This is a genomic window from Alteromonas sp. KUL106, assembly GCF_009811415.1.
Lineage (GTDB): Bacteria > Pseudomonadota > Gammaproteobacteria > Enterobacterales > Alteromonadaceae > Alteromonas.
Genome location: NZ_BLIG01000006.1, coordinates 63,097 through 89,232, shown reverse-complemented (window position 1 = coordinate 89,232; position 26,136 = coordinate 63,097). Strand labels below are relative to the sequence as shown.

The following is a 26,136-nucleotide window of genomic DNA, read 5'->3' as shown; positions in this document are numbered from 1 at the left end:
GGGGCGCAACGGGAGAGAGCGCCCCTTTTATTAGAAATTAGTGATTTTCTTTCTGGTATTTTCCTGCCGCAGCAACGAAACCAGTGAATAATGGGTGTCCATCCCGAGGAGTTGATGTGAACTCAGGGTGGAATTGGCCCGCAATGAACCAAGGATGATCAGGGATTTCCACCACTTCTACAAGTCGCTTGTCAGTGGACAAACCACTTACCTTCAACCCTGCCGCTTCAATTTGATCACGCAAGTTGTTGTTTACTTCGTAACGGTGACGGTGACGCTCGTATATTTCAACATCGCCGTACATCTCGTGAACTTTTGTACCTTCGATAAGGTGACATAGCTGGCTGCCAAGGCGCATTGTGCCGCCAAGGTCTGAGTTTTCAGTACGGGTTTCGGTGGTACCCGCTGCGTCTAACCATTCAGTGATAAGGCCAACGACTGGGTAAGGTGTTTCGGGGTCGAACTCAGTACTGTTTGCGTTTTCCATACCAGCAACGTTACGCGCATATTCAATAAGCGCTACCTGCATACCCAAACAAATACCGAGGTAAGGAACCTTGTTTTCACGCGCATAACGTGCGGCGGCAATTTTCCCTTCAATGCCGCGCTCTCCAAAACCGCCAGGTACTAAGATAGCATCTAACTGCTCTAGAATTTGGGTTCCTTTGCTTTCCACATCTTGGGAATCAATGTGGTGGATATTGACCGTTAGACGGTTTTTGAGCCCTGCGTGCTTAAGTGCTTCATTTACCGACTTATAAGCGTCAGGTAGCTCAACATACTTGCCTACCATGCCGATGTTAACTTCAGCGGTAGGGTTCGACTCGGCGTAAAGTACTTGTTCCCACTCAGATAAGTCGGCTTCTTCACACTCAAGACCAAAGCGGTCAACTACAAGCTGATCCATACCTTGTGCTTTAAGTGCAGCAGGAATGCGGTAAATGCTGTCTACGTCTTTCAAAGAAATAACGGCTTTGTCGGCAACGTTTGTGAATAGAGCGATTTTAGAGCGCTCACTGGCCGGCAGTGCACCTACCGAACGACAAACAAGGATGTCTGGTTGAATACCAATAGAGCGAAGCTCTTTTACTGAGTGCTGCGTAGGCTTAGTTTTTACTTCACCTGACGCTGGCATGTAAGGCACCAACGTTAAGTGCATGAACATCGCGCGTTCACGACCTACTTCTGTACCAAGCTGACGAATAGCTTCTAGGAAAGGTTGTGACTCGATGTCACCTACCGTTCCGCCCACTTCAACAATAGCCACATCATGACCTTCAGCACCTTCAATTACACGACGCTTAATTTCATTCGTAATATGAGGAATAACCTGTATGGTTGCGCCAAGGTAATCTCCGCGACGCTCGCGCTTAAGCACTTCTTCATATACACGACCGGTAGTGAAGTTGTTGCGCTTAGTCATGCGGGTGCGAATAAAACGCTCGTAATGACCTAAATCAAGGTCGGTCTCAGCGCCGTCATCGGTAACAAATACTTCACCATGCTGAATAGGGCTCATTGTGCCAGGATCGACGTTGATATAAGGGTCGAGCTTTAACATGGTAACGGTGAGACCGCGAGCTTCCAGAATTGCGGCTAACGATGCTGCAGCAATACCTTTACCTAGCGATGAAACTACACCACCGGTGACGAAAATATAATTTGTCATGCGAAACCTAGAACGTTTGGGTTGTATGATAAATATAGGCTGAGTTTAGAACAAAACCAGCTACACTTTGGACGGGGCGATAGTATACGCAAAATCATGTGGGCAGACAATCAATTTGCCCACATGATGCACAATTTTAAGATTGGCTTAAACGCTTGAGCGTGTAAATAAGGTCAAGAGCTTGACGCGGTGACAACTCATCCGGTGATAAGTTTTCAAGAGCCTCTATCACAGGATGTGGTTTATCAGGGAATAGCATTTCGGCTTGGCCTTGGGATTTAGACGCTAAACGTGTCGACGCACTAGCTTGGTTAGCGTTCCCTAGCGGGCTGTTTGGGGTACTTGGTTTACCGCTAGATTCCCCAATCTCGCCTTCATCGCTGATCATAATATGTGACGATTCTAATACCGCGAGTTTCTGTTGCGCTGCTTTGATGACGGCTTTTGGTACGCCAGCAAGCTGGGCTACCTGTAAACCAAAGCTTTTGCTTGCTGCGCCCTCCGATACGGTGTGCATAAAACGTATGGTATCTTCAAATTCCATTGCATCTAGATGGACGTTAACGACCCCAGTTTGCGTTTCTGGTAGCTCAGTCAGTTCGAAGTAATGTGTAGCAAAAAGCGTATAAGCATTCAGCTGCTTTGCCAAGTAACTCGCACAGGCCCATGCGAGTGACAAGCCGTCGTATGTGCTGGTGCCACGACCAATTTCATCCATTAACACCAATGAATTCTCAGTGGCATTATTGAGAATGTTTGCTGTTTCTGTCATCTCTACCATGAAGGTAGAGCGACCAGATGCCAAATCGTCTGATGCACCAATTCGCGTGAAGATACGATCAAGTTTTCCGATGTGGGCATTTTCCGCAGGGACAAAACTACCAATGCAGGCCAACAAAGCAATAAGGGCAGTTTGACGCATGTAGGTCGACTTACCCCCCATGTTTGGACCGGTAATAATCAGCATGCGACGCTCAGTGTCTAGCTGAAGTGGGTTAGCAATGAAAGGGTCTTTCATTACGTTCTCAACCACAGGGTGGCGACCGGCATCATAAGTCAGCGCACATTCTTGGCTCAAGTGAGGTCGATACCAATCAAGGGACACAGCACGCTCAGCAAAGCAGCACAGCACGTCAAGCTTGGCAAGCGCCGCTGCGGTTTCTATTAAATTGTTTAGGTGTGGTGCAAAGTTGTCGAACAAGGCTTCATAGAGCTGCTTTTCAAGGGCGAGCGCAGCGCCTTGGCTGCTCAATACTTTATCCTCATGCTCTTTAAGTTCTGGTGTTATGTAACGTTCAGTGTTTTTAAGGGTTTGTCTTCGAATATATTCTGCAGGTGCTAAGGCACTGTTCGCTCGGCTAATTTCAATAAAGAACCCGTGAACTCTGTTATAACCCACTTTAAGCGTAGAAATTCCCGTGCGTTCGCGCTCACGTTGCTCCATGGCATCTAAATAGTCGGTGGCACCTTGTGATAGTTTGCGAAGCTCATCAAGCTCGGCGTTGTAGCCTTCGGCAATTACGCCGCCATCCCGTATTACCACGGGCGGATTATCGATAATGGCATTGTTTAGCAGGGCTTGAAGTTCAGGGTAAGTGCCAATAGTTTCGCTGATACTTCTGATTTGCCCTGTATCGAACCGAGCGAGGGCATTTTGTAAGTCAGGCAGTGCATTAAACGCATTTTTTAGGCGAGCAAAGTCGCGAGGGCGCGCAGAGCGAAGGGCTAAGCGGGCCATAATACGTTCAATATCACCAATGTGCTTTAGCCCAGTGCGAATATCTTCAGGGTCATCGTTAATAAAGGTTTCAACAGCATCTAAGCGGCTGTGCAGTTCATGTTGATCGGTCAAAGGCGAGTGAATAACCCGCTGTAGCATACGACTGCCCATGGCCGTAGTGGTGGTATCCATCACGCTAAACAGCGTATTTTCCTGCCCGCCCGACAAATTATGGGTAAGTTCTAGGTTCCTGCGGGTGGCGGCATCAAGCTGCACGCGGCTGTCTTGCTGTTCCGTCTGGATGCGGCGGATGTGCGGCAGAGCCGTGCGCTGGGTATCTTTTACATATTGTAAAACGCAACCCGCCGCGCCTAAACCTTTCGTGATGCCTTGTATACCAAAGCCGTCTAATGTTTTCGTTTCAAACTGAGCGTTTAACTGCTCTGTGGCGGTATCAATGTCGAATTCCCATTCAGGACGGCGTCTAAGACCTTTGCGTTTCTCAACCAGCGTTAAGCTTTCAAACCCTTCTGGGTAAAGCAGTTCAGCTGGGTTAATGCGCTGAATTTCAGCGAGCAAGCTTTCATCGCTGTCGCATTCAAACACAACAAAGCGACCGCTTGTAACATCTAAGGTTGCCAGTCCATAGTGCATACTGTGACCGCAAACAGCAGCGAGAATATTGTCGCGACGTTCTTCTAACAGCGCTTCGTCAGTGACCGTACCGGGTGTAACAATGCGCTGTACTGCCCGGTCTACAGGCCCTTTACTAGTGGCTGGGTCGCCTACCTGTTCGCAAATGGCCACTGACTCGCCCATTTTTACTAAGCGCGATAGGTAGCTTTCAACCGCATGATAAGGCACGCCTGCCATAGGAATAGGCTCACCGCCGGATTTACCCCTTGCCGTTAATGAAATATCCAATAGTTCTGCAGCTTTTTTGGCATCGTCGTAAAACAACTCATAAAAGTCGCCCATGCGATAAAACAGTAGAATATTCGGATGCTGCGCCTTAATAGTCAGGTATTGGCGCATCATAGGAGTATGTGATTCCAAAAAATGCCTCTGCGAATTTGTTGCTGGGTTTAATGCCTGTTGAGGAGAATAAATGATAAACTCACGCCCACTAAGATCAAGCGAAGATCTGACAAAGCACAACAGGTGTATTTAGGTATTTCCAAATGAGCACAACATTTTCAACTGATTCGACAGCAAACGCCACCCCTTTAATACTTGATAGCGCATTATCTGCCCAAGTTCAGGTATTGGGCGACGCACTAAGGGAAAAAGGCTGGACTGTGTCGAGCGCTGAGTCGTGTACAGGTGGTGGAATAGCGTTTGCCTTTACCAGTGTAGCTGGCAGTTCTGATTGGTTTAACCAGTCTTGGGTGACGTACTCTAATGACGCAAAGCAAAGCATACTGGGCGTAACAGAGCAGACGCTAAACGAGTACGGCGCGGTGTCGAAACAAACAGTAAAGGAAATGGCGGATGGCGTGCGCGGCAACAGTGGTGCGCAACTTGTCGTCACGGTCAGTGGTATTGCAGGTCCCGGTGGTGGCAGCGAAGAAAAGCCGGTGGGCACTGTGTGGTTTGGTTTTCTTTGTGGCGAGGCGTCAGAACAAATCAAGCAAGTGTTTAGTGGTAATAGGGATGAAGTGCGCCAGCATGCTATCACCTTCGCCATCACCCACTTGATTAAAATGTTGAGTGAAAATTAAAAACACGGGTTGAAACTGTATGCTTGTACAGTATAGAATGTGATCATTATTTGATACCTTCATGCCCAGAAAGCAAAGTTGGCAATGAAAGCATCGAAAGAAAATTTAACCGCAAATCCTAGAGGATATATACGTGGACGATAACAAATCAAAAGCTTTAACCGCCGCAGTTGGCCAAATTGAAAAGCAATTTGGTAAAGGCGCTATCATGCGTTTAGGCGACAACCAAGCAATGGATATTGAAGCGATTTCTACTGGCTCACTCACCATTGATATCGCTCTAGGAATAGGCGGTCTTCCGTGTGGACGTGTAGTAGAAATTTATGGTCCTGAATCATCAGGTAAAACCACATTAACACTTCAAGTTATCGCTGAAGCTCAGAAGAAAGGTAAAACCTGTGCGTTCGTTGATGCTGAGCATGCGCTCGACCCAGTATACGCAGAGAAGCTTGGCGTTAATATCGATGAATTGTTGGTATCTCAGCCGGACACAGGTGAACAAGCGCTAGAAATTTGCGACATGCTAGTACGCTCAGGTGCGGTAGATGTGGTTATTGTTGACTCGGTTGCTGCACTTACACCTAAAGCTGAAATTGAAGGTGACATGGGAGATTCTCACGTAGGTCTTCAGGCACGTCTAATGTCACAAGCGTTGCGTAAGCTTACTGGTAATATTAAACGCTCGAATACACTGTGCATCTTCATTAACCAGATTCGTATGAAGATTGGTGTAATGTTTGGTAACCCAGAAACTACAACTGGTGGTAACGCACTTAAGTTCTACTCTTCTGTTCGTCTAGACATTCGCCGCATTGGTGCGGTTAAAGAAGGCGATGAGGTAGTTGGTAACGAAACTCGCGTGAAAGTTGTTAAGAACAAAGTTGCACCTCCGTTTAAACAAGCTGAATTTATGATCCGCTACGGCGAAGGTATCAGCAAAGAAGCTGAGCTTATTGACCTTGGTGTTAAGCAAAAGCTAGTTGATAAAGCGGGTGCTTGGTACAGCTACAAGGGCGACCGCATTGGTCAAGGTAAAGCGAACGTCATGAAGTTCTTGAAAGAGAACCCAGAGATAGCTAACGAGATTGAAACAAAGATCCGCCAAGAGCTACTGCTGTCTAAGACAGTGAAAGCAGAAGAGCCGGTATCTCAGCATGAAGACGATGTGCTTCCTGAGTAAATCGAACGCTTAATCGTAGATTGAAAACCCACCGCTAGGTGGGTTTTTTTATGGCTTCGCTGCAGAGTAAATTGAGAAATATTTACTAACACTTAATGTACGGTTGAAACTTGTACAACAAATAAAAACAAGGAATGCTGTAATAAATATCTGCATGTAAAGACTACTAGGATGTGTTGGTTAACGCTGTATATTAAAAAACCACACGCGCAAAAATGAATAAGGCAAAATTGTCAGCGATAGCAAGCCTACAACAATAATGAACAGTATTGACTGTCCACACGTGAGAAGAGGGAAGGGAAATGATTGAAATATCAGGCCTTGCTAAGCGTTTTGAGGTGGAAAACCCAAAAAAGCTTAGTGAACAAGAAAAAAAGGACCCGCGATTAAAAGGGCGCTATTTCCAATCGGTAAGGGATGTGTCGTTTACTTGCGAAAAAGGGCAAGTGCTTGGTTTACTGGGTCCAAACGGAGCTGGAAAAACAACCACACTTCGCATGCTTTCAACCGCGCTTAAACCTGATAGCGGGAAAGTCATTATTGGTGGTGAGGATGTGCTTTCCAACCCCAATATTGCCCGTAAGAAAATTGGCTTTTTATCTAGCTCAACGGGCCTTTATGGCCGTTTAAGTGGCCGGGAAAATATTAGCTACTTCGGTGAGTTACACGGTATTCCGAAAAATGTGATAAACGCGCGTATTGAAGAATTAGCTGACTTACTCGATATGCAAACCTTCCTTGATAGACGGGCCGAAAACTTCTCGTCAGGAATGAAGCAAAAAGTCTCTATTGCCCGCGCTGTTATACACGAGCCTGAACTCGTGGTACTTGATGAACCGACTACCGGCCTTGATATTATGGCAACGAGTACTGTGATGGAATTCATTCAACGCCTTAAAGATAAAGGTACCCCGGTTATTTTCTCTACTCACCATCTTGATGAGGTGCAAACCCTTTGCGACAAGGTGACCGTGATTAACCAAGGTGAAACGGTATTTAACGACTCGCTTGCTGCCTTTAGTGCTTTGTCTGGTAATGACGAAGCTGGCGGGCAAATGCACAAGAGCTTCCTAAAAACACTATCAATGGATCCTGAGGAGATGAGTAATGTGGTTAATCTTTAAAAAGGAATTCAAAGAGCTTTTACGGGATAAGAAAACCATCATATTTATGATTGGTTTACCGCTTTTGTTATTCCCAGCTATTTTCGGTGTTGCGTTCTTTTTCATGAGTTCAGCGGCGGATAAAGCTGAAAATAAAGTACTGAAATACGCGATAGTTGGTGAAGCTTATGCACCTGCAATTGTACAGTCTTTTAACGACGCACCAGACAAGTTCGAATCGGTTGCTATTGGTGATGAGACTGACTATGCCAAACTCATCAAGAATGAAACGTTAGATTTTGTCTTGGTTATTCCCAAAACCTTTGATAGCGACGTTTTGCGTTCAGGTCAGCATAAAATTGAGCTTTATCTAAACGATGCGGGTCTTAATAAGGTGATGGGGCGTGTATCCGACATCATTGATGAATATACCGATGCTTTTCAACAGACCGCTTTTGCGCAGCTTAATCTAGATGAAACTCAGCAAGAGGCTCTGTTAAAGCCAATCAAAATAGAAAAGCAAAATGTCGCCGATGAACGTGAAGTGTGGGGTGAACGCTTAGGCGGTATGCTGCCATACTTTATTTTTATCTTGTGCCTTCAAGGTGCCATGGCCCCAGCGGCTGACTTAGGTGCCGGTGAGAAGGAGCGTGGTACATTAGAAACGCTACTTATATCGCCGATGGACCGTCATAAGCTGGTACTGGGTAAATTCTTTACTATCGCTACTGCGGGCATAATAACTGCGCTTATTACCGTTTCTTCCATGGCCATATGGGGGCTGGTGTTGTCACAAGGCATGGCCGTTGAGTTCGTGGTTAAGATCATGTCGATGATTGGTCTTGTAGACTTCTTGCTGATCTTCTTGATGTTGGTGCCGGTGGTGGCAGTGTTCGCCGCTATTCTGCTGTCACTATCAATTTATGCTCGCTCGTTTAAAGAAGCGCAAAGCTATATGGGGTCACTAATTATGGTGGTTATTTTCCCTGTAATTATCGCCATGATGCCTGGTGTAGAGCTTAAAGGCGGCTGGGTTTGGGTACCGCTGACTAACGTTGCTTTGGCGATGAAAGAGCTGTTCAAAGGTACCATGGACTATTTTGCGCTCTTTGGCATATTTACGTCTACTGCAGTGATTGCAACCGGACTGATTTTCTTCTGTATCCACTGGTTTAACAAAGAAAAGGTGCTGTTTAGATAGGAATAATCCTCATCACGCTACACTTCAAAGTCGATACGCTTGATAATTCCCTCCCAACCGGGAGGGATTTTTCCTTGAAGTACATAAGAATAGGCGAGCAACTCGGCAATCACATAATAAAGCGATTCAGGGATATCTTGCCCCACATCAAGGGTAGCGAGAACTTCGCTTAAATAAGGGTCTTCGTGGATCAATATGCCGGTCTCTTCCGCCATAGCAATGATGGCTTCCGCTAAATCTCCATAGCCTTTCGCCACCACTTTCGGCGTGTTCTTCTTATCGCCCCCGTCATATTTGAGGCCAATAGCGCGCTTTGTTTTTTGTGAATCAGTCATAAATTCCTCATCTACACCCTGGTTTCAAAGATCTGATGAGGGCGTGAGCTTAATGACTCCGGTATGTGTCCCCGTTGGTAACTGGTATTTTCAACAACGAGTCCGAGGGAAGTAAGACGTTTATGTAGATACGGTAGGGTATCGCCAATACGCCTAAGTACTTCATCGTTCGATGCATATAAGTCTAAAGTAATGGTGGTCTTATCAATTTTAGATTTTGCCAACACTTGTCCGCTGTCACCAATGTCTAGCTTCATCGTAATATTCCAAAGAGAACGCTGGCCTGCTTGTGTGTGCTTATTGTTCTGCCCACCTTGCTCTCGTTTAATCAAGAGCTCTGGCGGACTGTGGTGCTGTGAAAGCGATGGCAAAATGTAATAGAAACTATCTTGTCCTTGAATACGGCTTTCCACATTAGCAATTTTGTTTTGCTGGTGGCTACTTAACAGTGTTTTAAGTTGAGAAAGCAGCTGTTGTCGGCTGTCTAGCTGGTGCATGTCTTGGCTAACGCGACTTGGTTGAGCCGTTACCCCCATGTTCGCTAACGTTTTTGACACGATAGAGTCGGGCGCGTCTATTTGCGCTTTTAAGCTAGGCTGACGCTGTATAGCGCGACCTGCTAGCGCCAATTGAACCAAGGCGACCAGCCCTTGAACAAAACTAGAAGGGTTCACGGGCGAGGTTAAGTTTATTGGTGTAGTGACCAGCGCTTGTGTGGATATAAGCTGCTGCAAGCGCTGTGACAATCCTTGTTCATTCATATCGAACGCTAGTTTCTTCGTTCCACTTTTTAAATCGTCGATAGCGCCTAAACTCTCGCCAGCTACGCTCTCATTTGTTTTTGAGCCTGCTGTATTGGCATGACTATCTGAAACCACTGGTGGTGTCTCTGCGCTTTTACCTTGTGTAGCCGCGAGTTGCGCAGCGATGTTGCTCAGTAAGCTATTTGATAAGCCTTTGGCTTGTGTGCTTAACGCCTGTGCGAGAGAGGCAAGGGACACAAGAGAGGGCTTACTCCCACTGTCTTTTCTTGCCATGCCATCAATGTCTGCTGAAACAGCGTCTTTCCCTTCAGTCAACATAGCTTTTGCCGATGCTATCAGTTGTTCATTGGATGGCTTGGGAGGGCCAATAAATTCCCTGCTGGATACCTTGGTTTGAGAAGGCTTCGCGTTGAGTGCATCAAGGCCTTTTAGGTGCTGCAAAATTTTATCAAAATGCTGGGATTCATTTGCCTTAAAAGCTGCGCTGCCGAGAGGTGATTTTTCATTCTCCACAATAGCTACGAGTTGATTTAATGCTTGGTTTGTACTGCCTGTTTGGCTCAGTAATACGCGAGAAAGTGCAGTGATTGCATTGTGAACATCGGTGCCTTTAAGCGATGTGGGAATGTCAGTTTTAACGTTTGATAAAGAAGACGAGGGTAAGCTAGCGCTATTGCCAGCGATTGCTTCGGGCCCTTTCGCTGCCGCCTTTGGTAATTGTGAAAGGTTAAGTTTACTAACCTGCTCCTGCGTCAAAGTTGGAGCTGAAAGGGAAGGAGTCTTACTCTGAGGTACATCAATTTGTAACACTGCGCTTTGTTGTGATGTGCGAATCGAGAGCTTGTTGTCGGTGAGGGTCAACGCAGAAAGCACTTTTAACGCGTTAGTGTCGGCACCAGAAGCTTTTAGCAACGCATTAAGTTGTGGCGGGTTACTCAAGTTATGCTCAACAGCTACGCCGCCTTGCTTAAGTGCGCTGGAAATGAGCTGTTGTTGTAAGTTGGTACTTACATTTTTATGGGTGATGATGGCAACGTTTTGGTTGTAGGTGCCTGGGCCAGCGCCTCTGTTGGACAAACCTTGAGAGATTTGCAGCGCGATTCCACCGTTGCTAGCTCGGCTTAGTCCTATAACGACCTGCTGACCGACCAGCTTTTGAAGCGCTGCTTTAGCCGTGCTATCCAGCTTTTCAGTGTTTATGTCCGTAAGGGGAACAGCCTCGTTTTTAGCCGTGGTGAGCAAGAGTTGCCCAAAGTTTTCACTCTTTGTAGAAATAGAAAGTTGGCCTTTAAGCGTAACGGCGGCGTTATTTGCAGCCAGAGCTTGTGCCACGGCTTTCAGTAATTCAGCTTTATCGGGCGCTGACAATGACACGCCTTGTTGAGACAAGCGTGTAGAAAGCAGCACTGCAGAGTGAGCGCTAATCTGACTTTGAGAAGCATTTTGAACATTTTTTGCTTCTGGGCCTGAGAATTGGCCGGGGGAGGTAGGTAAAAGTGCAAGCTGTGCATTATTAATTGCTTGGTTAGAAAGCTTAGCGCTAACTTCTGCGGGTAAGACAACGTTAAGTACTTGAGCTGCTGACGATACCTTATTTGGTGCAACCGTTATTGATAGCACTCGTTCAGGCAAGCGTTCAACTATGACTTTCGCGGCATTATCTAAGGTGGCAGCCTGCGACAGCGCAGCGTTGGCAATAGCAGGAGAAGTACTTCTGCTCGTCCCTTGAGTAGCGGTATCAACGTTTCCTGGTGACGATAAAGATGTTGGCGAAGTCGAGCCCGTTGACTGATTCAGAGCCGCTGCCAATAGTGATGATAATGGTGTTGTCATAATTGAGATATCGGCACAGTCGCGCTTTTCCTTACTTATTTGAGTATAGCAAATTTGACTATAGCAAAGTGCTTTGAGGCTGTTTCATCATTTATAAGTGCTCATCGATAACGTACAGCGAAACCATTCGTTCTTAAGGCAGATGAACAATTCATCTTTGCGCTGAAAGACAACCCAACCTTGCTCTACGGGCTCTTTGGAAAAATGCCTTTGTCTTTGAAGTAAATCATATTTAATTGGAATTCGCGACTGCGAAAAAGCGTTCATGTGGTAGACTAGCGCCATTTTTTAAAACCTCTTTTTTAGGTTGGAGTAGCCAAGTAGTGTTAGAGGCGTGCGGATTAACGTGCAGCAAACGAGATAGAACCCTTTTTGAGGGGCTTTCACTGGTTGTTAATACTGGTGAGTTGCTGTACTTGCGCGGCCCTAACGGTGCAGGAAAAACCAGCTTACTTCGCATATTAACTGGGCTGAGTGCACCTGATTCGGGCGCCGTTTTATATAACGGTGTAAACATTTCCGAAGACAAGACCGGCTATTATCGCGATCTTTTTTATTTAGGCCATAAGAGTGGTACAAACGGCAGCCTTTCAGCCTTGGATAACTTATCGTTTTGGTTAGCCCAACACAGTATATCGGTACAAGAAAATACGCTGTATGACGTCTTGGCAAAAGTAGGGTTAGTTGGGCTTGAAGATGTGCCTGTTAGGTATTTGTCGGCAGGTCAACAGCGTCGTGTGGCGCTATCAAGACTATGGCTTAAGCCAGCAAAGGTGTGGATATTAGACGAACCGTTTACAGCGCTTGATGTAAAAGGGGTTCACTTACTTGAAACAAGTATGAAAGAGCACGTTAGTCGCGGTGGTCTTATTATTACCACTTCGCATCAACCACTGTCAGAAACCGCAGGGGAACACCGCGTATTTGACCTGGAGTACCGTTTTTAATGTCACTTTACCAAGGTGTTTTTAAACGCGACATGCACATTGCGTTCAAGCAAAAAGCGGAACTGGTGCAGCCACTAATGTTTTTACTCATGGTGGTGACCTTATTCCCCTTAGGCGTCAGCCCGTCTCCCGACACCCTTCAGCGCATTGGGCCAGGGGTAATATGGATTGCGGCAATTTTATCATCGCTCATGGCGATGGAAAGGCTGTTTCGCGATGACTTCCAAGACGGGTCGCTAGAGCAGTACGTGTTATCTGGTATGCCATTATCAGCGGTGAGTGCAGTAAAAGTGGCTGCCCATTGGCTGGTTAGCTTTGTACCATTATTGCTGTTGTCTCCGCTACTAGCCATGTTTTTAAATTTAACGGTCGATATGTATATCGCGCTCGTCTTAACATTGTTGCTGGGAACGCCATTACTTTCTTTAATTGGCGCTATCGCGGTAGGGCTTACCGTTGGATTACAAAAGGGCGGGGTGCTATTGGCATTGCTACTTATCCCTGTCTTTATTCCGTTACTGATATTTGCCACGTCGGCTGTGGATTCTGCCGCACTGCAATTACCTTATCATGCGCAACTTGCTATTATTGCCGCCATGCTTTTATTGGCTGCGGCATTGGCACCGTTTGCCATCGCGTATTCTTTAAAAGTGAGTCAAAACTAATGTGGAAGTGGTTACACCCCTACGCTAAAACAGAGCGCGCATATCAGCTTTGTTCAACTTTACAGCCTTGGTTTTGGGTTGGTGCTTTTGTGTGTTTGAGCGTAGGCACTGTATGGGGCCTGGCCTTTGCGCCTCAAGATTATCAGCAAGGTGATTCATTTAGAATTATCTATATTCATGTGCCTAGCGCCATTTTGTCCATGGGCACTTATGTCGCTATGGCGATTGCAGCCCTGGTGGGTATGGTGTGGCAGTGGCGTACCGCTTATATGAGCATGATTGCTATGGCGCCGATTGGCGCAGTCATGACCTTCATTGCGCTCTTTACCGGTGCCGCCTGGGGGAAACCCATGTGGGGCGCTTGGTGGGTGTGGGATGCACGCCTGACCTCTGAGCTTATTCTGCTTTTCTTGTACATGGGCGTGATTGCGCTTTACGGTGCTTTTGAAGACAAACAGCAGGCGGGTAAAGCCGCAGGCGTAATGGCGCTGGTGGGCGTAGTAAATATTCCTATTATTCACTACTCGGTAGAATGGTGGAACACGTTACATCAAGGCGCGACCATTAGTAAATTCGATAATCCTTCGATTGCGCCTGAAATGCTGTGGCCACTGTTAATTAACTTGCTGGGTTTCGCGTTTTTTATTGGCGCGGTAACGACAGTGCGTTTACGTAATGAGATTGTGCTTAGAGAGATGCATAGACCTTGGGTACAAGTGTTGGCGACAAAACAAGTATCAAAGCAACAGTCTGGTGATGCGATTAACGCCAGTGTAAAAGAGGGCAGTTAAGATGCAGTTTGAGTCCTTTACTGAATTTTTAAATATGGGTGGCTATGCATTTTATGTATGGCTGTCGTTTGGCGTAACTTTTGTAGCAATGGCCATGATTGCCATTCAGAGTTTTATTAAACACCGCAACCTCATGAAGCAGGTGGTAGTGGAACAAGAGCGCAAAGCGCGGATTAAAAAAGCGCGACTGCAACAGCAAGGCAGCATGTAGTGTTAATGCGAAAAGTGAACTTAGTATTCATTTGCGTTTTTATCGTTTATTAGTTTTTTCGAAGTGAGAGTTGCATGAACCCGAGACGAAAGCAGCGACTAGCCGTAGTGGGAATTATCGGTTTTTTAATAGTAAGTGCAATTGGATTGATGCTTTACGCCTTAAACGACAGTATCGACCTTTTTTATACGCCAAGCGAGATCATTGAAGGTAAAAATGGGCAAAAGCCACAGGTGGGACAGCGTCTTCGCATAGGCGGCATGGTAGTGCCTGGTAGTGTAAAACGGGATCAGGAAAGCTTAGCGGTAAGCTTTGACCTTATCGATACCGGTCCAACGGTTACCGTAACATATACGGGTATCCTGCCTGATTTGTTCCGAGAAGGGCAGGGGATCGTGGCAACTGGAGTACTTACTGGAACGAGCAACATTAAGGCACAGGAAGTACTAGCGAAGCATGATGAAGAATACATGCCGCCTGAGCTTGCTGAGAAAATGAAGGGCATTAAGCACGTTAAACCTGAAAATATGCCTGCTTATGAGTCGTCTAACGGCAGCGGAGGCAACTAACTTATGGTGCCAGAGATTGGAAATATTGCGCTAACTCTTGCGCTAGTGCTGTCTATCTTATTGGCGGTTTACCCGTTATGGGGGGCGCACCGTCAGCACGAGGCGTTAATGGCAACTGCCAAACCTTTGGCAATTGGCTTATTTACTTTCACGCTTATTGCATACGTCTGTCTAACCTATGCCTTTGTGACCGACGACTTCAGTGTGGCCTACGTTGCACAGCACTCGAATAGCCGACTGCCTATTTATTATAAAATTACCGCTGTGTGGGGCGGCCACGAAGGCTCATTCCTATTGTGGGTACTGATGCTGTCGGTATGGACTGTAGCTGTGGCTATATTCAGCAAGGGTATTCCTCTTGCTATGGTTGCAAGAGTGCTGTCGGTGTTGGGAATGGTGGGCATCGGTTTTTACTTATTCATGCTGCTTACCTCAAACCCGTTTAACAGCATGCTGCCGTTTTTTCCAGTGGACGGAAGGGATCTTAACCCGCTGCTGCAGGATTTTGGCATGATCATCCACCCGCCGATGCTTTACATGGGTTATGTAGGTTTTGCTGTAGCCTTTGCTTTTGCTATATCGGCATTGATTTCAGGCCAGTTGGATTCGACCTGGGCACGCTGGTCAAGGCCTTGGGTTATCTCTGCCTGGGCGTTTTTGACGGTGGGTATTGCGCTGGGCAGCTGGTGGGCATACTACGAACTTGGCTGGGGCGGCTGGTGGTTCTGGGATCCCGTAGAGAACGCTTCTTTTATGCCTTGGCTGGTAGGCACAGCCCTTATGCACTCCCTAGCTGTGACTGAAAAGCGCAAGGCGTTTAAGTCGTGGACAGTGCTGCTTGCCATCGCTGCATTTAGTTTAAGTTTATTGGGTACCTTTTTAGTTCGCTCAGGCGTTATCGTTTCAGTGCACTCATTTGCAAGCGATCCTACCCGAGGCTTATTTATACTGGGCATATTGATTGTACTTAGTGGCTTTGGCCTACTGCTTTACGCTATGCGTGCTGCTTCACTTAAAAGCCCAGGCCGCTATCAAGCGTTTTCCCGCGAAGTGCTGTTAATGGGCAATAATGTCTTTTTGTGCGCAGCAACACTGGTTGTATTGTTGGGTACACTACTGCCTCTCGTACACAAAGAGTTAGGCCTCGGCAGTATTTCGGTAGGCGCCCCCTTCTTCAACCAAATGTTCACGTTATTGATAGTACCCTTTGTATTGATGCTAGGGCTTGGTCCACTGACACGCTGGAAACAGCAAAAAGCCAGTGAATTACAAAAACAGCTATTGGTCGCTGGAGGGATTGCGCTTAGTGCAGGTGTACTGGTGAACTTTGCCTACGACGAACCAACCTATATGGGAATGCTGGGCATGGTGTTGGTGTTTTGGATCCTCGTGACAACAGTGCAAGAAGTAATGCAGCGTTTAGCGGCTATGCCATCAACTAACACTGATAACGCAACAGTACTAGCTAAGCTTCGCAAGCTTACGCCAAGTCACTGGGGCATGGTGCTTGGCCATGTAGGTTTTGCTATTTGCATTATCGGTATTACGCTGGTTTCAAATTACGAAATGGAGCGCGATGTGCGCATGGACATCGGCGATACCGTTTCTCTAGGCGGCTATGACTTTAATTTTAAAGATGTCGTTAAGGTTCAAGGTCCGAATTTTCAAGCAGACAGAGGCGTGTTTGATATTTATCAAAATGGTGAATTGATTGCGCACTTGGAGCCAGAGAAGCGCTTGTATATCGTGCAGCGTATGCCAATGACAGAAGCGGCTATTCATTCGAATTTAGCAAGAGACTTATTTATCGCCATGGGCGAGCCTTTAGACAATGGTGCATGGGCCATCCGTATTTACATAAAGCCCTTTGTTGTTTGGCTATGGGCGGGCGCAGTGGTTATGGCCATAGGCGGTATCTTCTCTATAAGCGACAAACGTTACCGTATGGCTAAAGTGAAGAAGATAAAACGTGTATTTGGTGGTAGAGGCGAAGACGGCGCAGTGCAATCTCACGGTCAAGTATCAGCTACCTCAAATACGTCAGTGAAAGGAGGCGCATAATGAAAAAAGCACCACTTGTTGCCATTCCATTAGTGTTATTTTCTTTGCTGGTTATTTTCCTGTTTAAAGGGCTTTTTTCTGATCCCAGAGAGCTAGATTCTCAGGTACAAGACAAAACGTTACCCGCATTCTCACTGCCAGACCTAATGCAGCCTGAGGTGACCTATACACCTGAAGATTTAAAGGGCAAGGTCACCATATTAAATGTATGGGGTGTATGGTGTGTGACCTGCGCTGTTGAAATGCCGTATCTTACTCAGCTAAAAAATGAGCAAAACGTCCACATTGTGGGTTTGTATTTTGATCAGGACTTAGACCCAGACTTTGGTACTAAAACACTAAGCCGTGTTCAGCAAGAAGTTACCGATATGCTCAGCCGTTATGGTAATCCCTATGCCTATAACATTTTTGATGTGTATCGGGATACCTCCCTCGACCTTGGGGTAACGGGGGCGCCAGAGCACTTTGTCATCGACGCTGAAGGCATTATTCGCATGCATCACATAGGCGATATAAACGAACGCGTGTGGAACTCGAAAGTTGGCCCGCTTTATAACAAACTGGTGGCAGAAGCGTCTGGTAAAACAGGTTATGACAAAAAGGTAGATGTGGATGCAGTGATGGCCTCAGAGCCTACATTGTCGAACACGCTTAATGAAAAGAATATTCAAAGCACTGCAATTGCACAGGGAGGGGAATAATTATGTTATCAGAAACTTCCTCCCACAGTCTCGCGAGTTTGAAAGCCATTGTCTTAAGCGTTTTAGCACTGCTGTTTGTGCTTAGCGCTTTTTCGGTAAGTGCGGCTGAAGATAAGTTCTCTTTCGATACGCCAGCTCAGCGTGAAAGCTTTTTAAAGCTTACCGCCGAATTACGCTGTCCTATGTGCCAAAACCAGAATATTGCTGATAGCGATGCCATGATTGCTCATGATATGCGTCGAAAAGTGTACGCCCTATTAAAACAAGGTAAAACCGAGCAGGAAGTGATTGATTTTATGAAGTCGCGCTATGGCGATTTTGTGCACTATCAACCGCCAGTTACAGCCGCGACCTTGTGGCTCTGGGCCGGCCCCGTATTATTTATTTTTATAGCCTTAATTGTGATAGTTCGCCGCAAATCGGTAACGCCACCAGAAGATATGGCTGCAAAGTTAGCTAAAGCAGATGAAATGTTGGAGCGAGAAAAAGAATGAGTTGGTCTGAGTTTTATATTATTGTTTCAGGCTTAATCACGCTTGTTCTTTTAATTGTCGCTTTCCCATGGTTGCGAAATAAAAATCACGCCAAGCAAGACAGTTTAAGCAATACGCAAATTGTTAAGCAGCGTCTTACCGAGCTTGACCGAGAAGTACAGGAAGGGCTTATTAGCGAACATGACAAGCGCCAAGCGGTTGATGAATTAAAGTTAGCGTTAGTCGATGAAAGTGCTTTTCAGTCGCATAAGACGGGCAATGCGATATTACCTCTTTTAATGGGTGGTGTTCTGGCCCTTGCGTGTGGGGTGATTGTTTATTGGCAAGTGAATCAAATGGATGGCGTAGTTAGAGCGAGTCAGGCCGTTGAGGCTTTGCCAGAGCTGAGCCAGCAGTTGGCCAGCGGTAACGCTAACCAGTTAACACAACAAGATATTGCCAACCTTGCGCTGGCTATCCGCCAGCGTCTTCGCGTAGAACCTGAAGACGATACAGGCTGGATGTACTTTGGCCGATTGATGCTAAGCATAGGTCAAGAAGTGCAGGCCATTGAAGCTATTGATAAAGCGGTAAGTCTTGCACCGTCTAATTCAGCCAATCGCATTACGCTTGCTCAAGCCTTGATGACGACTGGGGATGTAAGTAACCTGGAACGTGCGCAATCTATCTTACTGGGCTTGCTTAACGATAATCCAGAGAATGACAATCTTGCGCTGATGATGGCAGTGGTCTCTGCTCAACTCGGTGATCTTGAGAATACCCAACGTTTCTATCAGCAAGTCGAAGGTAAACTACCCGCTGACAGCGATATGGCGCAGCGTTTAGTTGCCCGTATAAAAGAGCTTAAAGGGAATACCAATGAAATGACTGCGCTTCAAAATACGCGTGCTGAACCTGGGGATGTGCCAACAGCTCAAAATGATAACAGTGAAGCACAGACAGGTTTTAATGTTACTGTGAATTTATCTGACGACGCCAAAGCAAAAGCGTCTAAAGAGGGCTTTTTAATTGTATTCGCACAAGATGCAAACTCTGACAACAAAATGCCTGCAGCGGTCGTTAAGCTGCCTATAAATGACTTTCCCGTTTCTGTAGCATTAACTACAAAGAACGCTATGATGCCGCAATTTACACTAGCAACACTGACAGATGTTGTGGTTACCGCACGATTATCTAAAGACGGTAATGTGGCTGTTTCACAGGGAGAATGGCAGGGCAGTGTCAATGCTAGCGTTACTGCCGAAGAAATCTCTGAATTAAGCGTAATTATTAATAAGGAATTATAAGTATGGATTTGTCTAAATCACTCGCCATTGGGTTCATTATTGCCGCAAGTGTTCTTGGTGGCTGCGCGAGTAATGACGTGCAAAATCAAGCGCAGGCGCAGTCTCAGGGGACAAGTTCAGCTGTAGTAGATTCATCAGACCCTCGCGACCCGTTTGAACCGGTTAACCGCGAAGTCTGGGATTTTAACTGGAACGTGTTAGATGCCTATATTTTGCGACCTATAACGGTGACCTACGTAACGGTTATGCCTCAGCCAGCGCGCACCGGTATTGTGAATATAACGGATAACCTGCAAGAGCCTGCTAACTTTTTAAACAACCTGTTTCAAGGCAAGGTGGATGACGGCCTGGACAGCTTAGCTCGTTTCTTGATTAACACCACAGTGGGACTCGTTGGCACCTTCGATGTTGCATCAAAAATAGGTATTGAACGGAAACGCGAGCAATTTGGTGAAACCCTTGCCGTATGGGGCTTAGAAACTGGCCCCTTCTTAATGCTGCCTTTTTTAGGTCCAAGTGACCCGCGAAGCTTCACCGGAGATTATGTTGACGGTTTCGCGTTTCCAATGTCTTTGCTTGAAGGTTCAGTAAATTTAGCCCGCATCGGTATTTCTATACTTGAAGCAAGGGCACAGCTTCTTGATCAAGAAGCGCAACTAGAGCAGTCAGTTGATGATTATGCGTTTGTGAAAAATGCATACTTTGAAAACTTAGCGTTCCGCGTTACCGACGGCAAAAGCGGCGACAAAGCAATTGATGATGAGCAGCTAGACGACTTTGCTGATTTTGAAGCTATGCTGGAAGGTAGCGACTTTGAAAGCTATGAAGAGGCATCGGAAGAAGCTGCTGATGAGTCAACCGAGTTAGAAGATATGCCTATTGAAGAGGGTGACTCGGCTGAAGACAAAAAGGCCTCTGAGTTACAAGAAAAAGACGCTAAGTCGAAAAAGGGTAAGAAGCAATAAGTCTTGGAAAACTTAAGGCTGGTATTCCTTTTATTTTCAATACGCCCAGCTGGAGCGTAAACCAAGCCCAGCAGTTCTTGGAACTAAAAAAGCCATGCTTAATAGCATGGCTTATTTGTTCTATAGCTTGGAATTTGTCCAACAGTGAGGTCAACAGGAGCAGCTAGTCTTTTGGATAGCCCATCGGGTTTTGTGACTGCCAGTTCCACGTATCTGCACACATGTCCTCTAGGCCTTTTTCAGCATGCCAATTGAGTTCAGTAGCCGCTTTAGTCGGGTCGGCGTAACAGGCTGCCACATCACCGCTTCTGCGGGGTGCAATTTTGTAAGGCACCGTTTTACCCGAGCCTTTTTCGAAAGCCGTGATCATTTCGATGACTGAATAGCCTTGACCTGTACCTAAGTTGTATTTATCCAAACCCATGTTGAGGTCCAGACGATCGAGCGCTTTTAAATGACCGTTAGCAAGATCGACCACATGAATATAGTCACGAACGCCAGTACCATCAACGGTATCGTAGTCGTCACCGAATACGCTAAGCTGCTCCAGTTTACCGGTCGCTACCTGAGAGATATAAGGCATTAGGTTGTTCGGAATACCGTTAGGATCTTCGCCGATTTGACCAGACTCATGGGCGCCAACAGGGTTGAAGTAGCGAAGTAATACAATGTTCCACTCGTTGTCCGAAACGTAGAGATCGCTAAGCATATGCTCAACCATCAGCTTCGACATACCGTAAGGATTAGTCGGTTGCCCTGTTGCCATATCTTCGCGTAGTGGTAGCGAGGCTGGATCGCCGTAAACCGTAGCAGATGAGCTAAACACGATATTCTTTACGTTGTGCTTCTGCATCGCTTTGCATAGCGTAAGCGTGCCGTACACGTTGTTTTCATAGTAAGAAAGTGGCTTTTGCACAGATTCGCCAACGGCCTTCAAGCCAGCAAAATGAATAACGGCATAAATGTTATGCTCGCTGAATATGTCATCTAACACGGCAGTATCGCGAATGTCACCCTGCACAAAAGTAACGGTTTTGCCTGTTAACGCTTCTACGCGACGCAGTGATTCAGCACTTGCGTTAACAAGGTTATCGAGTACAACTACCCCGTAGTTCTGTTCAAGTAACTGTAGAACGGTGTGGCTACCTATATAGCCAGCGCCACCAGTGACTAAGATGGTCTTCATGCATTCTCCTTGCTAGACGGTTGCGCGATATATTTAGCGCAAATGGAATATTGAATAGGTTTAATAACCAATGGATAAACTAAAAATACCACAAAAGCCCACAGTAACGAGGTCCAATTTGACGCGGTTTGCAGAATAAATGCGAAGACGGGAATAATGACGAGTAGCTTTAAAACATTCAACAGGGTCTTCTCTGGCACAGAAAGCCGCTTTGCTGCCTGATCGAGCAATTTAACACGCTCTGTCAATGGAAGACCTTGTAAGGCAGGAATGTCTCTTGTAGAAAAATAAAATTTCATAGGTTTACTCAACGCCCTTAATACGAAACCCTTAATAAAAAAACCGCCGGAACATTACGTTGCGGCGGTTATTGTAGGGTAATTGGTCAGCACTTAAAACATACTGACAAGAAATTACGCCTTTTCTTCGATGCCTGCCTTTTCCCAGAAGCGAGATTTAAAACTCATCAAGCCAATCACAATAGCAATGGCAATACTGAATAGAGCAATTTGTAGGTATAGATCAGGCATTTGCTCTACGTTTTCAGGGTCGAAGTTACCTGAAAGTAAGCCAGCAATAATGTTACCGATAGAGTAGGTAAGAACAAATACCCCCATCATTTGTCCGGCAAAACGCTTAGGCGACAGTTTGCTAACTGCGCTTAACGCAACCGGGCTTAGGCAAAGCTCACCAACCGTGTGCAAGAAGTAAGTGGTAACGAGCCACATAGGTGCCACTTTAAGGCCTTGTGCGGCGTATTGCGACGCCATAAACATTACCAAGAAACCCGATGCCATGATAACGATACCCACGGCACACTTGATGGTGTAAGACGGGTCAATCATTCGCTTAGCAAGGTTTATCCAAAGTGCAGCAAAGAACGGTGACAAGATGATGATAAATAGCGAGTTTGAAAGCTGGAACCATACCGTTGGGATTGCGTCCATTCCAAACCATGACGTAAGCAGCGAGCCACTTTCTAGTACGCGGTCGGTGTAGTTTTGAGCGAATAGGTTTAGTGAAGAGCCTGCTTGCTCAAAACCAGACCAGAAGCACGCTGATGCAACACACACTAAGAACAGTGCCCACATGCGCTTCTTCTCGTTATCGCTTAGGTGTCCTTTGAAATAGATAAAACCAAAGTAAAGGAAGAAGATGGCGGTAAATACCACGGCAACTTGTTGAGCAAGCGCGACGGGTTCGATAACAATGGTGCCTAAGTGTGCGAGAACGATCACAACGACAGCGAGTGCGATGACGGCGTATACACCCATCCATGCACGCTGCTTAGCGGCACCTTCATAAGGGTTGGCGGGTGCAACAGACTCAGCTGATAGTGAACGATTGCTAAAATAATATTGAATTAGACCAATCGCCATACCGATGGCTGCAGCGCCAAACGCATAGTGCCAGCCCCAGTTTTCCTGCAAATAACCAGTAACAAGATAGGCGATAAGAGAACCGATGTTAATGCCCATGTAATAGAGAGCATAACCGCTGTCGCGGCGGCCGTCGTCATCACCATACTGTTGACCAACCATGGCAGAGATATTGGGCTTAAGTAAGCCAGTACCTGAAGCAACCAGTATAAGGCCGACGAAAAAGAGATTCTGTAAGTCTATGGCAAGTACTACGTGACCGGCAAAGATAATGATACCGCCGTACCATACGGCTTTCTTACCGCCAATTAAACGGTCAGCTAACCAGCCACCGGGTAGACCTAAAAAGTATACCGCACCCGTGTAAAGACCGTAGATAGCGCCAGCCGTTGCAACGGTAAAACCCAAACCTTGAGTTTGTAAGCTTGCTGTCATGAAAAGAACAAGTAGCGCGCGCATACCGTAATAACTCATGCGCTCCCACATTTCTGTAAAGAATAGCGTTCTCAGGCCCCCTGGATGGCCAAAAAAGCTAGTATCGTTAGATGGTTTCATAATTTTATTTTAATTCCATATTGCTTATGGTTGTTATTGTAGAGCACTTATAGATTTGGCTCTTTGATAGTCGTCCGTAATGCGGATAGCTTCTTATACTAGAGCTTGCTTAAAGACACAAGATTTGGGCGATAAACTTCATTAAAGCGGTGTCAATCGGCTAAGTCTTAGACTGCTTAGCCGATTGAACTCGTAATGAACTTGCGATATGCGGCGCTACAGTTCGCGGATAGTAGCAACAATAATTCTCACAATACCGTAGATAAGCAGCAGCGAGACGCCGAATAAAACAAGGTTATACACCACTGTAGGATAGGCATTGTCATCTGGAAGAGTAGGCGATTCCACTGTCACTAAATGTTGAAGTTTTTGATAGGCTTCAACTCTGGCGTTTTCAAGCGTAATCAACGACGAAGAATACGCTTGAATGGCCAATTGCAATTGGACTTGAAGGTTACTATATCTCGCCATAAGTTCGCTGACAGATAACGCTTCACTTTCCCCTTCGGCAGTGCTTATACGCTCTTTTTGTTTCTCAACTTCTTTTTGAAGTGCAGCAATGTCTCGCTTAATATTGATAATTTCTGGAGCAGCATCTGACATCATGGTCGACATTGTGCTTAACTCGGCCTTCTTTTGGGCAAGCGTCGCCTGAAGAGAAAACGCAATTTGCTGAAAAGCTGCCCCCTCAGCCGAAGGGTCTAGAACATTGTACTTAGATTGAAAGCTTAAAATTTCGGTTTTTGCTTGTTGAAGCTTTTGCTCAACAATTTCGTGTTCACCTTTTGCGAAGGTAAGCTTCGACTTCGCTAAGTCATTGTTGATGTTATTGATGAACTCTTCCGCTTTGTCCACGATAGCCTGGTTTATTATTTTCGCGTACTCAGCATCGAACGCTCTGGTACGCAAACTAATAACTGTAGACGCAGAGTCCACGCTTACTTCGATATGATCGAGATAAAATTGATAAAAATCTTCCTGTTTATGAGACGATGAAAGGCCGCTGAATAAATCGGCTTTGTCCGACATGTAGTGATCGCGAAGTCCTATGGTTTCATCTAGATACTTAATCATATCTGCTGATTGAATGTAGGCTTCTACTAACTGACTCTCAGTACCACCTGAGCCCCCTGAAACGCCTGCTGCCATAAGAAGCGATGATGGATCGAAGCTGCTGCCGCCATCGCTCGATTTAACGATTAACTGACTTTTACTTTCATATTGCGGTGCCGCCCATACAACGAGATACAAGGCATACAAAACCCAAGGTAGAACGAGGATAATTGTTTTATGCTTGCTGAGAAGGGCATTGAGCTGTGTAAGAGATTTTTCCACTGTGATTTGAACCTATTTAAGTGATTTCTTATTGTCTGCATCCTGCGTGTAAACGTCGATGCCTTCTTCGAGATCGTGATAATACTTGAGTTTGCCGTCGTCAATGATGACAGCAGATGTACAAAATTCCCGGATTTGGTCAAGCTCATGGCTAACCATGATCACGCCCGCCTCCTCACTTTTTTCTTTAAGTGATAAACGCGCCTTTTTTCTAAATAACGGGTCGCCCACGGATGTTGCTTCGTCGATAAGATAGATATCAAAGTTGATATTCATACAGCAAGCAAACACCAATTTTGCGCGCATTCCTGAAGAATATGTGCGCACGGGAAGGTCAAAACGTTTACCTAACTCAGCAAATTCTTGAACTTTTTCTTCGTATTCTGGGAGTGACTTGACGTTATTGATTCTTCCTACAAAACGCGTATTTTCGCGTCCGGTCATCTGCGGATGTACCCCTGTTTGAAGTGCTACAGGCCAAGACATGGATTTGTTAGTTAAAACACGCCCTCTATCAGGGTATTCACTTTTTGCAAGCATCCTAAAAAGGGTGGATTTACCCGCACCGTTTTTACCTAAAATCGCGACGTTGTTTTCCGTAGGAAAATCAAAATTCAAATTCTTGAAGATATATTGCGGCCCCATTTTGCTGGGGTAGCTCTTGGTTAAATTCTCTATTTTTATCATCGAGATAGCACCTTCTTCCAGGTGATGTGGTACATCGAGAGGCTTAAGAATAGGAATACGATCGTTATTTCAATAACAAAATTTAACGATACCCCTTTAGTGCCATAAGATTCAAAACACGCGTAACGAGCGAGTTCATTAAAGTGGACTAAGGGGTTCCATGTTAAGTAAGGCCAGTATTCTTCGGGTAAATCTTGCAAGCTGAAAAATACGCACGAAATAAACATTAATGGGCGAGTGAGCATTGATTTGATTTTATCGACTTCAGGCACAAATGCCGCGGCGATGGCGAATATCATCCCGATAGAAATGGAAAATACCCACAACAGAAGAAACAAAAATATCAACAATAGAGGGTCATTTACCGTAAATGTTTCGCCCATTAAATACAACGCGAGACTTAGCAAAGCGACGACGACAACCTTTACAGAAAACTCAAGAAAGCCGGCTGTAAGTATTGCGGAAATAGGTTGTACTTGCCTAAACGCATATAGGGGCTTATTTCTGCGGACAGAGGTGGAGACAGATTGTAGGCAGGTAGTAAGAGACTGAAGACCCACCATACCAATCATCATAAACAAAAAGAGGGGAATGGAATGAATGTCATCACCACTTATCAGCCCTCGTAAATACGATAGTGCAAATATAAACGCAAAAGGCTCTAGAAATGCCCATCCCAAGCCAAACTTATCGTTAAATTTACTTTGAAGCTCTCGCATGAAAAGCGCGAAAATCACGCCTCTCCATGCGTAAAGCTGGTCTTTAAATGTTACCATGC

The 26,136-nt window shown here is 45.8% G+C and carries 24 protein-coding genes; 14 read left to right on the top strand and 10 right to left on the bottom strand.

Features of this window, described 5'->3' with window-relative positions; translation table 11 throughout:
• Positions 1 to 37: 37 nt before the first annotated feature.
• Positions 38 to 1,669 (bottom strand): CTP synthase, encoded by a 1,632-nt coding sequence (locus tag GVO63_RS02590; protein WP_159494255.1) that lies wholly within the window; start codon positions 1,667 to 1,669, stop codon positions 38 to 40.
• Positions 1,670 to 1,805: 136 nt separating this feature from the next.
• Complete coding sequence (gene mutS / locus GVO63_RS02585) at positions 1,806 to 4,427, bottom strand: DNA mismatch repair protein MutS (protein ID WP_159578053.1); 2,622 nt, start codon at positions 4,425 to 4,427, stop codon at positions 1,806 to 1,808.
• Positions 4,428 to 4,570: 143 nt separating this feature from the next.
• Here mutS and GVO63_RS02580 point away from each other — a divergent pair, with 143 nt between their 5' ends.
• From GVO63_RS02580 to GVO63_RS02565, 4 genes are all read left to right on the top strand, one after another.
• Positions 4,571 to 5,110, top strand: coding sequence for a CinA family protein (locus GVO63_RS02580; protein ID WP_159578008.1), 540 nt, complete (start codon positions 4,571 to 4,573; stop codon positions 5,108 to 5,110).
• A 133-nt stretch (positions 5,111 to 5,243) separates the two neighbouring features.
• Positions 5,244 to 6,290, top strand: a complete 1,047-nt coding sequence (recA, locus tag GVO63_RS02575) for a recombinase RecA (protein WP_159578007.1) — start codon at positions 5,244 to 5,246, stop codon at positions 6,288 to 6,290.
• Between the two features lie 302 nt (positions 6,291 to 6,592).
• Positions 6,593 to 7,414: an ATP-binding cassette domain-containing protein gene (locus GVO63_RS02570; protein WP_159578006.1), complete on the top strand. Its 822-nt coding sequence runs from the start codon at positions 6,593 to 6,595 to the stop codon at positions 7,412 to 7,414.
• On the top strand, positions 7,398 to 8,594 hold the full coding sequence (locus GVO63_RS02565; protein ID WP_159494251.1) for an ABC transporter permease: 1,197 nt from the start codon (positions 7,398 to 7,400) through the stop codon (positions 8,592 to 8,594). Before GVO63_RS02570 ends, GVO63_RS02565 begins: the two co-directional genes overlap by 17 nt.
• 17 nt (positions 8,595 to 8,611) lie before the next feature.
• Here GVO63_RS02565 and GVO63_RS02560 read toward each other — a convergent pair whose 3' ends face one another.
• Positions 8,612 to 8,929: an EscU/YscU/HrcU family type III secretion system export apparatus switch protein gene (locus tag GVO63_RS02560; RefSeq protein ID WP_159494250.1), complete on the bottom strand. Its 318-nt coding sequence runs from the start codon at positions 8,927 to 8,929 to the stop codon at positions 8,612 to 8,614.
• Positions 8,930 to 8,940: 11 nt separating this feature from the next.
• A complete protein-coding gene (locus GVO63_RS02555; RefSeq protein ID WP_201281867.1) occupies positions 8,941 to 11,526 on the bottom strand; it encodes a flagellar hook-length control protein FliK in 2,586 nt (861 codons plus the stop codon).
• Between the two features lie 323 nt (positions 11,527 to 11,849).
• On the opposite strand from GVO63_RS02555, the gene ccmA reads away from it, so the two are divergent.
• The 10 genes from ccmA (at position 11,850) to GVO63_RS02505 (ending at position 20,216) form a co-directional block, all read left to right on the top strand.
• Positions 11,850 to 12,473 carry a cytochrome c biogenesis heme-transporting ATPase CcmA gene (gene ccmA / locus GVO63_RS02550; protein WP_159578051.1) on the top strand — a complete coding sequence of 208 codons (624 nt, stop codon included), beginning with the start codon at positions 11,850 to 11,852 and terminating at the stop codon, positions 12,471 to 12,473.
• Entirely contained in the window at positions 12,473 to 13,138 is a 666-nt protein-coding gene (gene ccmB, locus GVO63_RS02545) for a heme exporter protein CcmB (protein ID WP_159578005.1), read from the top strand. Before ccmA ends, ccmB begins: the two co-directional genes overlap by 1 nt.
• Entirely contained in the window at positions 13,138 to 13,929 is a 792-nt protein-coding gene (locus tag GVO63_RS02540; protein WP_159578004.1) for a heme ABC transporter permease, read from the top strand. The genes ccmB and GVO63_RS02540 overlap by 1 nt, the downstream gene beginning before the upstream one ends.
• Before the next feature lies 1 nt (position 13,930).
• Complete coding sequence (ccmD, locus tag GVO63_RS02535) at positions 13,931 to 14,140, top strand: heme exporter protein CcmD (RefSeq protein WP_159578003.1); 210 nt, start codon at positions 13,931 to 13,933, stop codon at positions 14,138 to 14,140.
• Positions 14,141 to 14,214: 74 nt separating this feature from the next.
• Positions 14,215 to 14,709 carry a cytochrome c maturation protein CcmE gene (ccmE, locus tag GVO63_RS02530; protein WP_159494246.1) on the top strand — a complete coding sequence of 165 codons (495 nt, stop codon included), beginning with the start codon at positions 14,215 to 14,217 and terminating at the stop codon, positions 14,707 to 14,709.
• 3 nt (positions 14,710 to 14,712) lie between these two features.
• The gene (locus tag GVO63_RS02525; RefSeq protein ID WP_159578002.1) at positions 14,713 to 16,770 is read left to right on the top strand and encodes a heme lyase CcmF/NrfE family subunit; all 2,058 of its coding nucleotides are present in this window, start codon (positions 14,713 to 14,715) and stop codon (positions 16,768 to 16,770) included.
• A complete protein-coding gene (locus tag GVO63_RS02520) occupies positions 16,770 to 17,471 on the top strand; it encodes a redoxin family protein (RefSeq protein ID WP_159578001.1) in 702 nt (233 codons plus the stop codon). Before GVO63_RS02525 ends, GVO63_RS02520 begins: the two co-directional genes overlap by 1 nt.
• Before the next feature lie 2 nt (positions 17,472 to 17,473).
• The gene (locus GVO63_RS02515) at positions 17,474 to 17,965 is read left to right on the top strand and encodes a cytochrome c-type biogenesis protein (RefSeq protein WP_159578000.1); all 492 of its coding nucleotides are present in this window, start codon (positions 17,474 to 17,476) and stop codon (positions 17,963 to 17,965) included.
• Positions 17,962 to 19,251, top strand: a complete 1,290-nt coding sequence (gene ccmI / locus GVO63_RS02510; RefSeq protein ID WP_159577999.1) for a c-type cytochrome biogenesis protein CcmI — start codon at positions 17,962 to 17,964, stop codon at positions 19,249 to 19,251. The genes GVO63_RS02515 and ccmI overlap by 4 nt, the downstream gene beginning before the upstream one ends.
• Before the next feature lie 2 nt (positions 19,252 to 19,253).
• Positions 19,254 to 20,216, top strand: coding sequence for a VacJ family lipoprotein (locus GVO63_RS02505; protein WP_159577998.1), 963 nt, complete (start codon positions 19,254 to 19,256; stop codon positions 20,214 to 20,216).
• A 163-nt stretch (positions 20,217 to 20,379) separates the two neighbouring features.
• Here the strand turns inward: GVO63_RS02505 and galE are convergent, their stop codons facing one another.
• The 6 genes from galE to GVO63_RS02475 form a co-directional block, all read right to left on the bottom strand.
• On the bottom strand, positions 20,380 to 21,402 hold the full coding sequence (gene galE / locus GVO63_RS02500; RefSeq protein WP_159494240.1) for a UDP-glucose 4-epimerase GalE: 1,023 nt from the start codon (positions 21,400 to 21,402) through the stop codon (positions 20,380 to 20,382).
• The gene (locus GVO63_RS02495; protein WP_159494239.1) at positions 21,399 to 21,701 is read right to left on the bottom strand and encodes a DUF6170 family protein; all 303 of its coding nucleotides are present in this window, start codon (positions 21,699 to 21,701) and stop codon (positions 21,399 to 21,401) included. The genes galE and GVO63_RS02495 overlap by 4 nt, the downstream gene beginning before the upstream one ends.
• Before the next feature lie 114 nt (positions 21,702 to 21,815).
• Positions 21,816 to 23,336 (bottom strand): peptide MFS transporter, encoded by a 1,521-nt coding sequence (locus tag GVO63_RS02490; RefSeq protein ID WP_159494238.1) that lies wholly within the window; start codon positions 23,334 to 23,336, stop codon positions 21,816 to 21,818.
• A 216-nt stretch (positions 23,337 to 23,552) separates the two neighbouring features.
• Positions 23,553 to 24,671 (bottom strand): capsule biosynthesis protein, encoded by a 1,119-nt coding sequence (locus GVO63_RS02485; RefSeq protein ID WP_159577997.1) that lies wholly within the window; start codon positions 24,669 to 24,671, stop codon positions 23,553 to 23,555.
• Between the two features lie 12 nt (positions 24,672 to 24,683).
• Complete coding sequence (locus GVO63_RS02480; protein WP_159494236.1) at positions 24,684 to 25,358, bottom strand: ABC transporter ATP-binding protein; 675 nt, start codon at positions 25,356 to 25,358, stop codon at positions 24,684 to 24,686.
• Complete coding sequence (locus GVO63_RS02475; protein WP_159494235.1) at positions 25,355 to 26,134, bottom strand: ABC transporter permease; 780 nt, start codon at positions 26,132 to 26,134, stop codon at positions 25,355 to 25,357. Before GVO63_RS02475 ends, GVO63_RS02480 begins: the two co-directional genes overlap by 4 nt.
• Positions 26,135 to 26,136 lie beyond the last annotated feature (2 nt).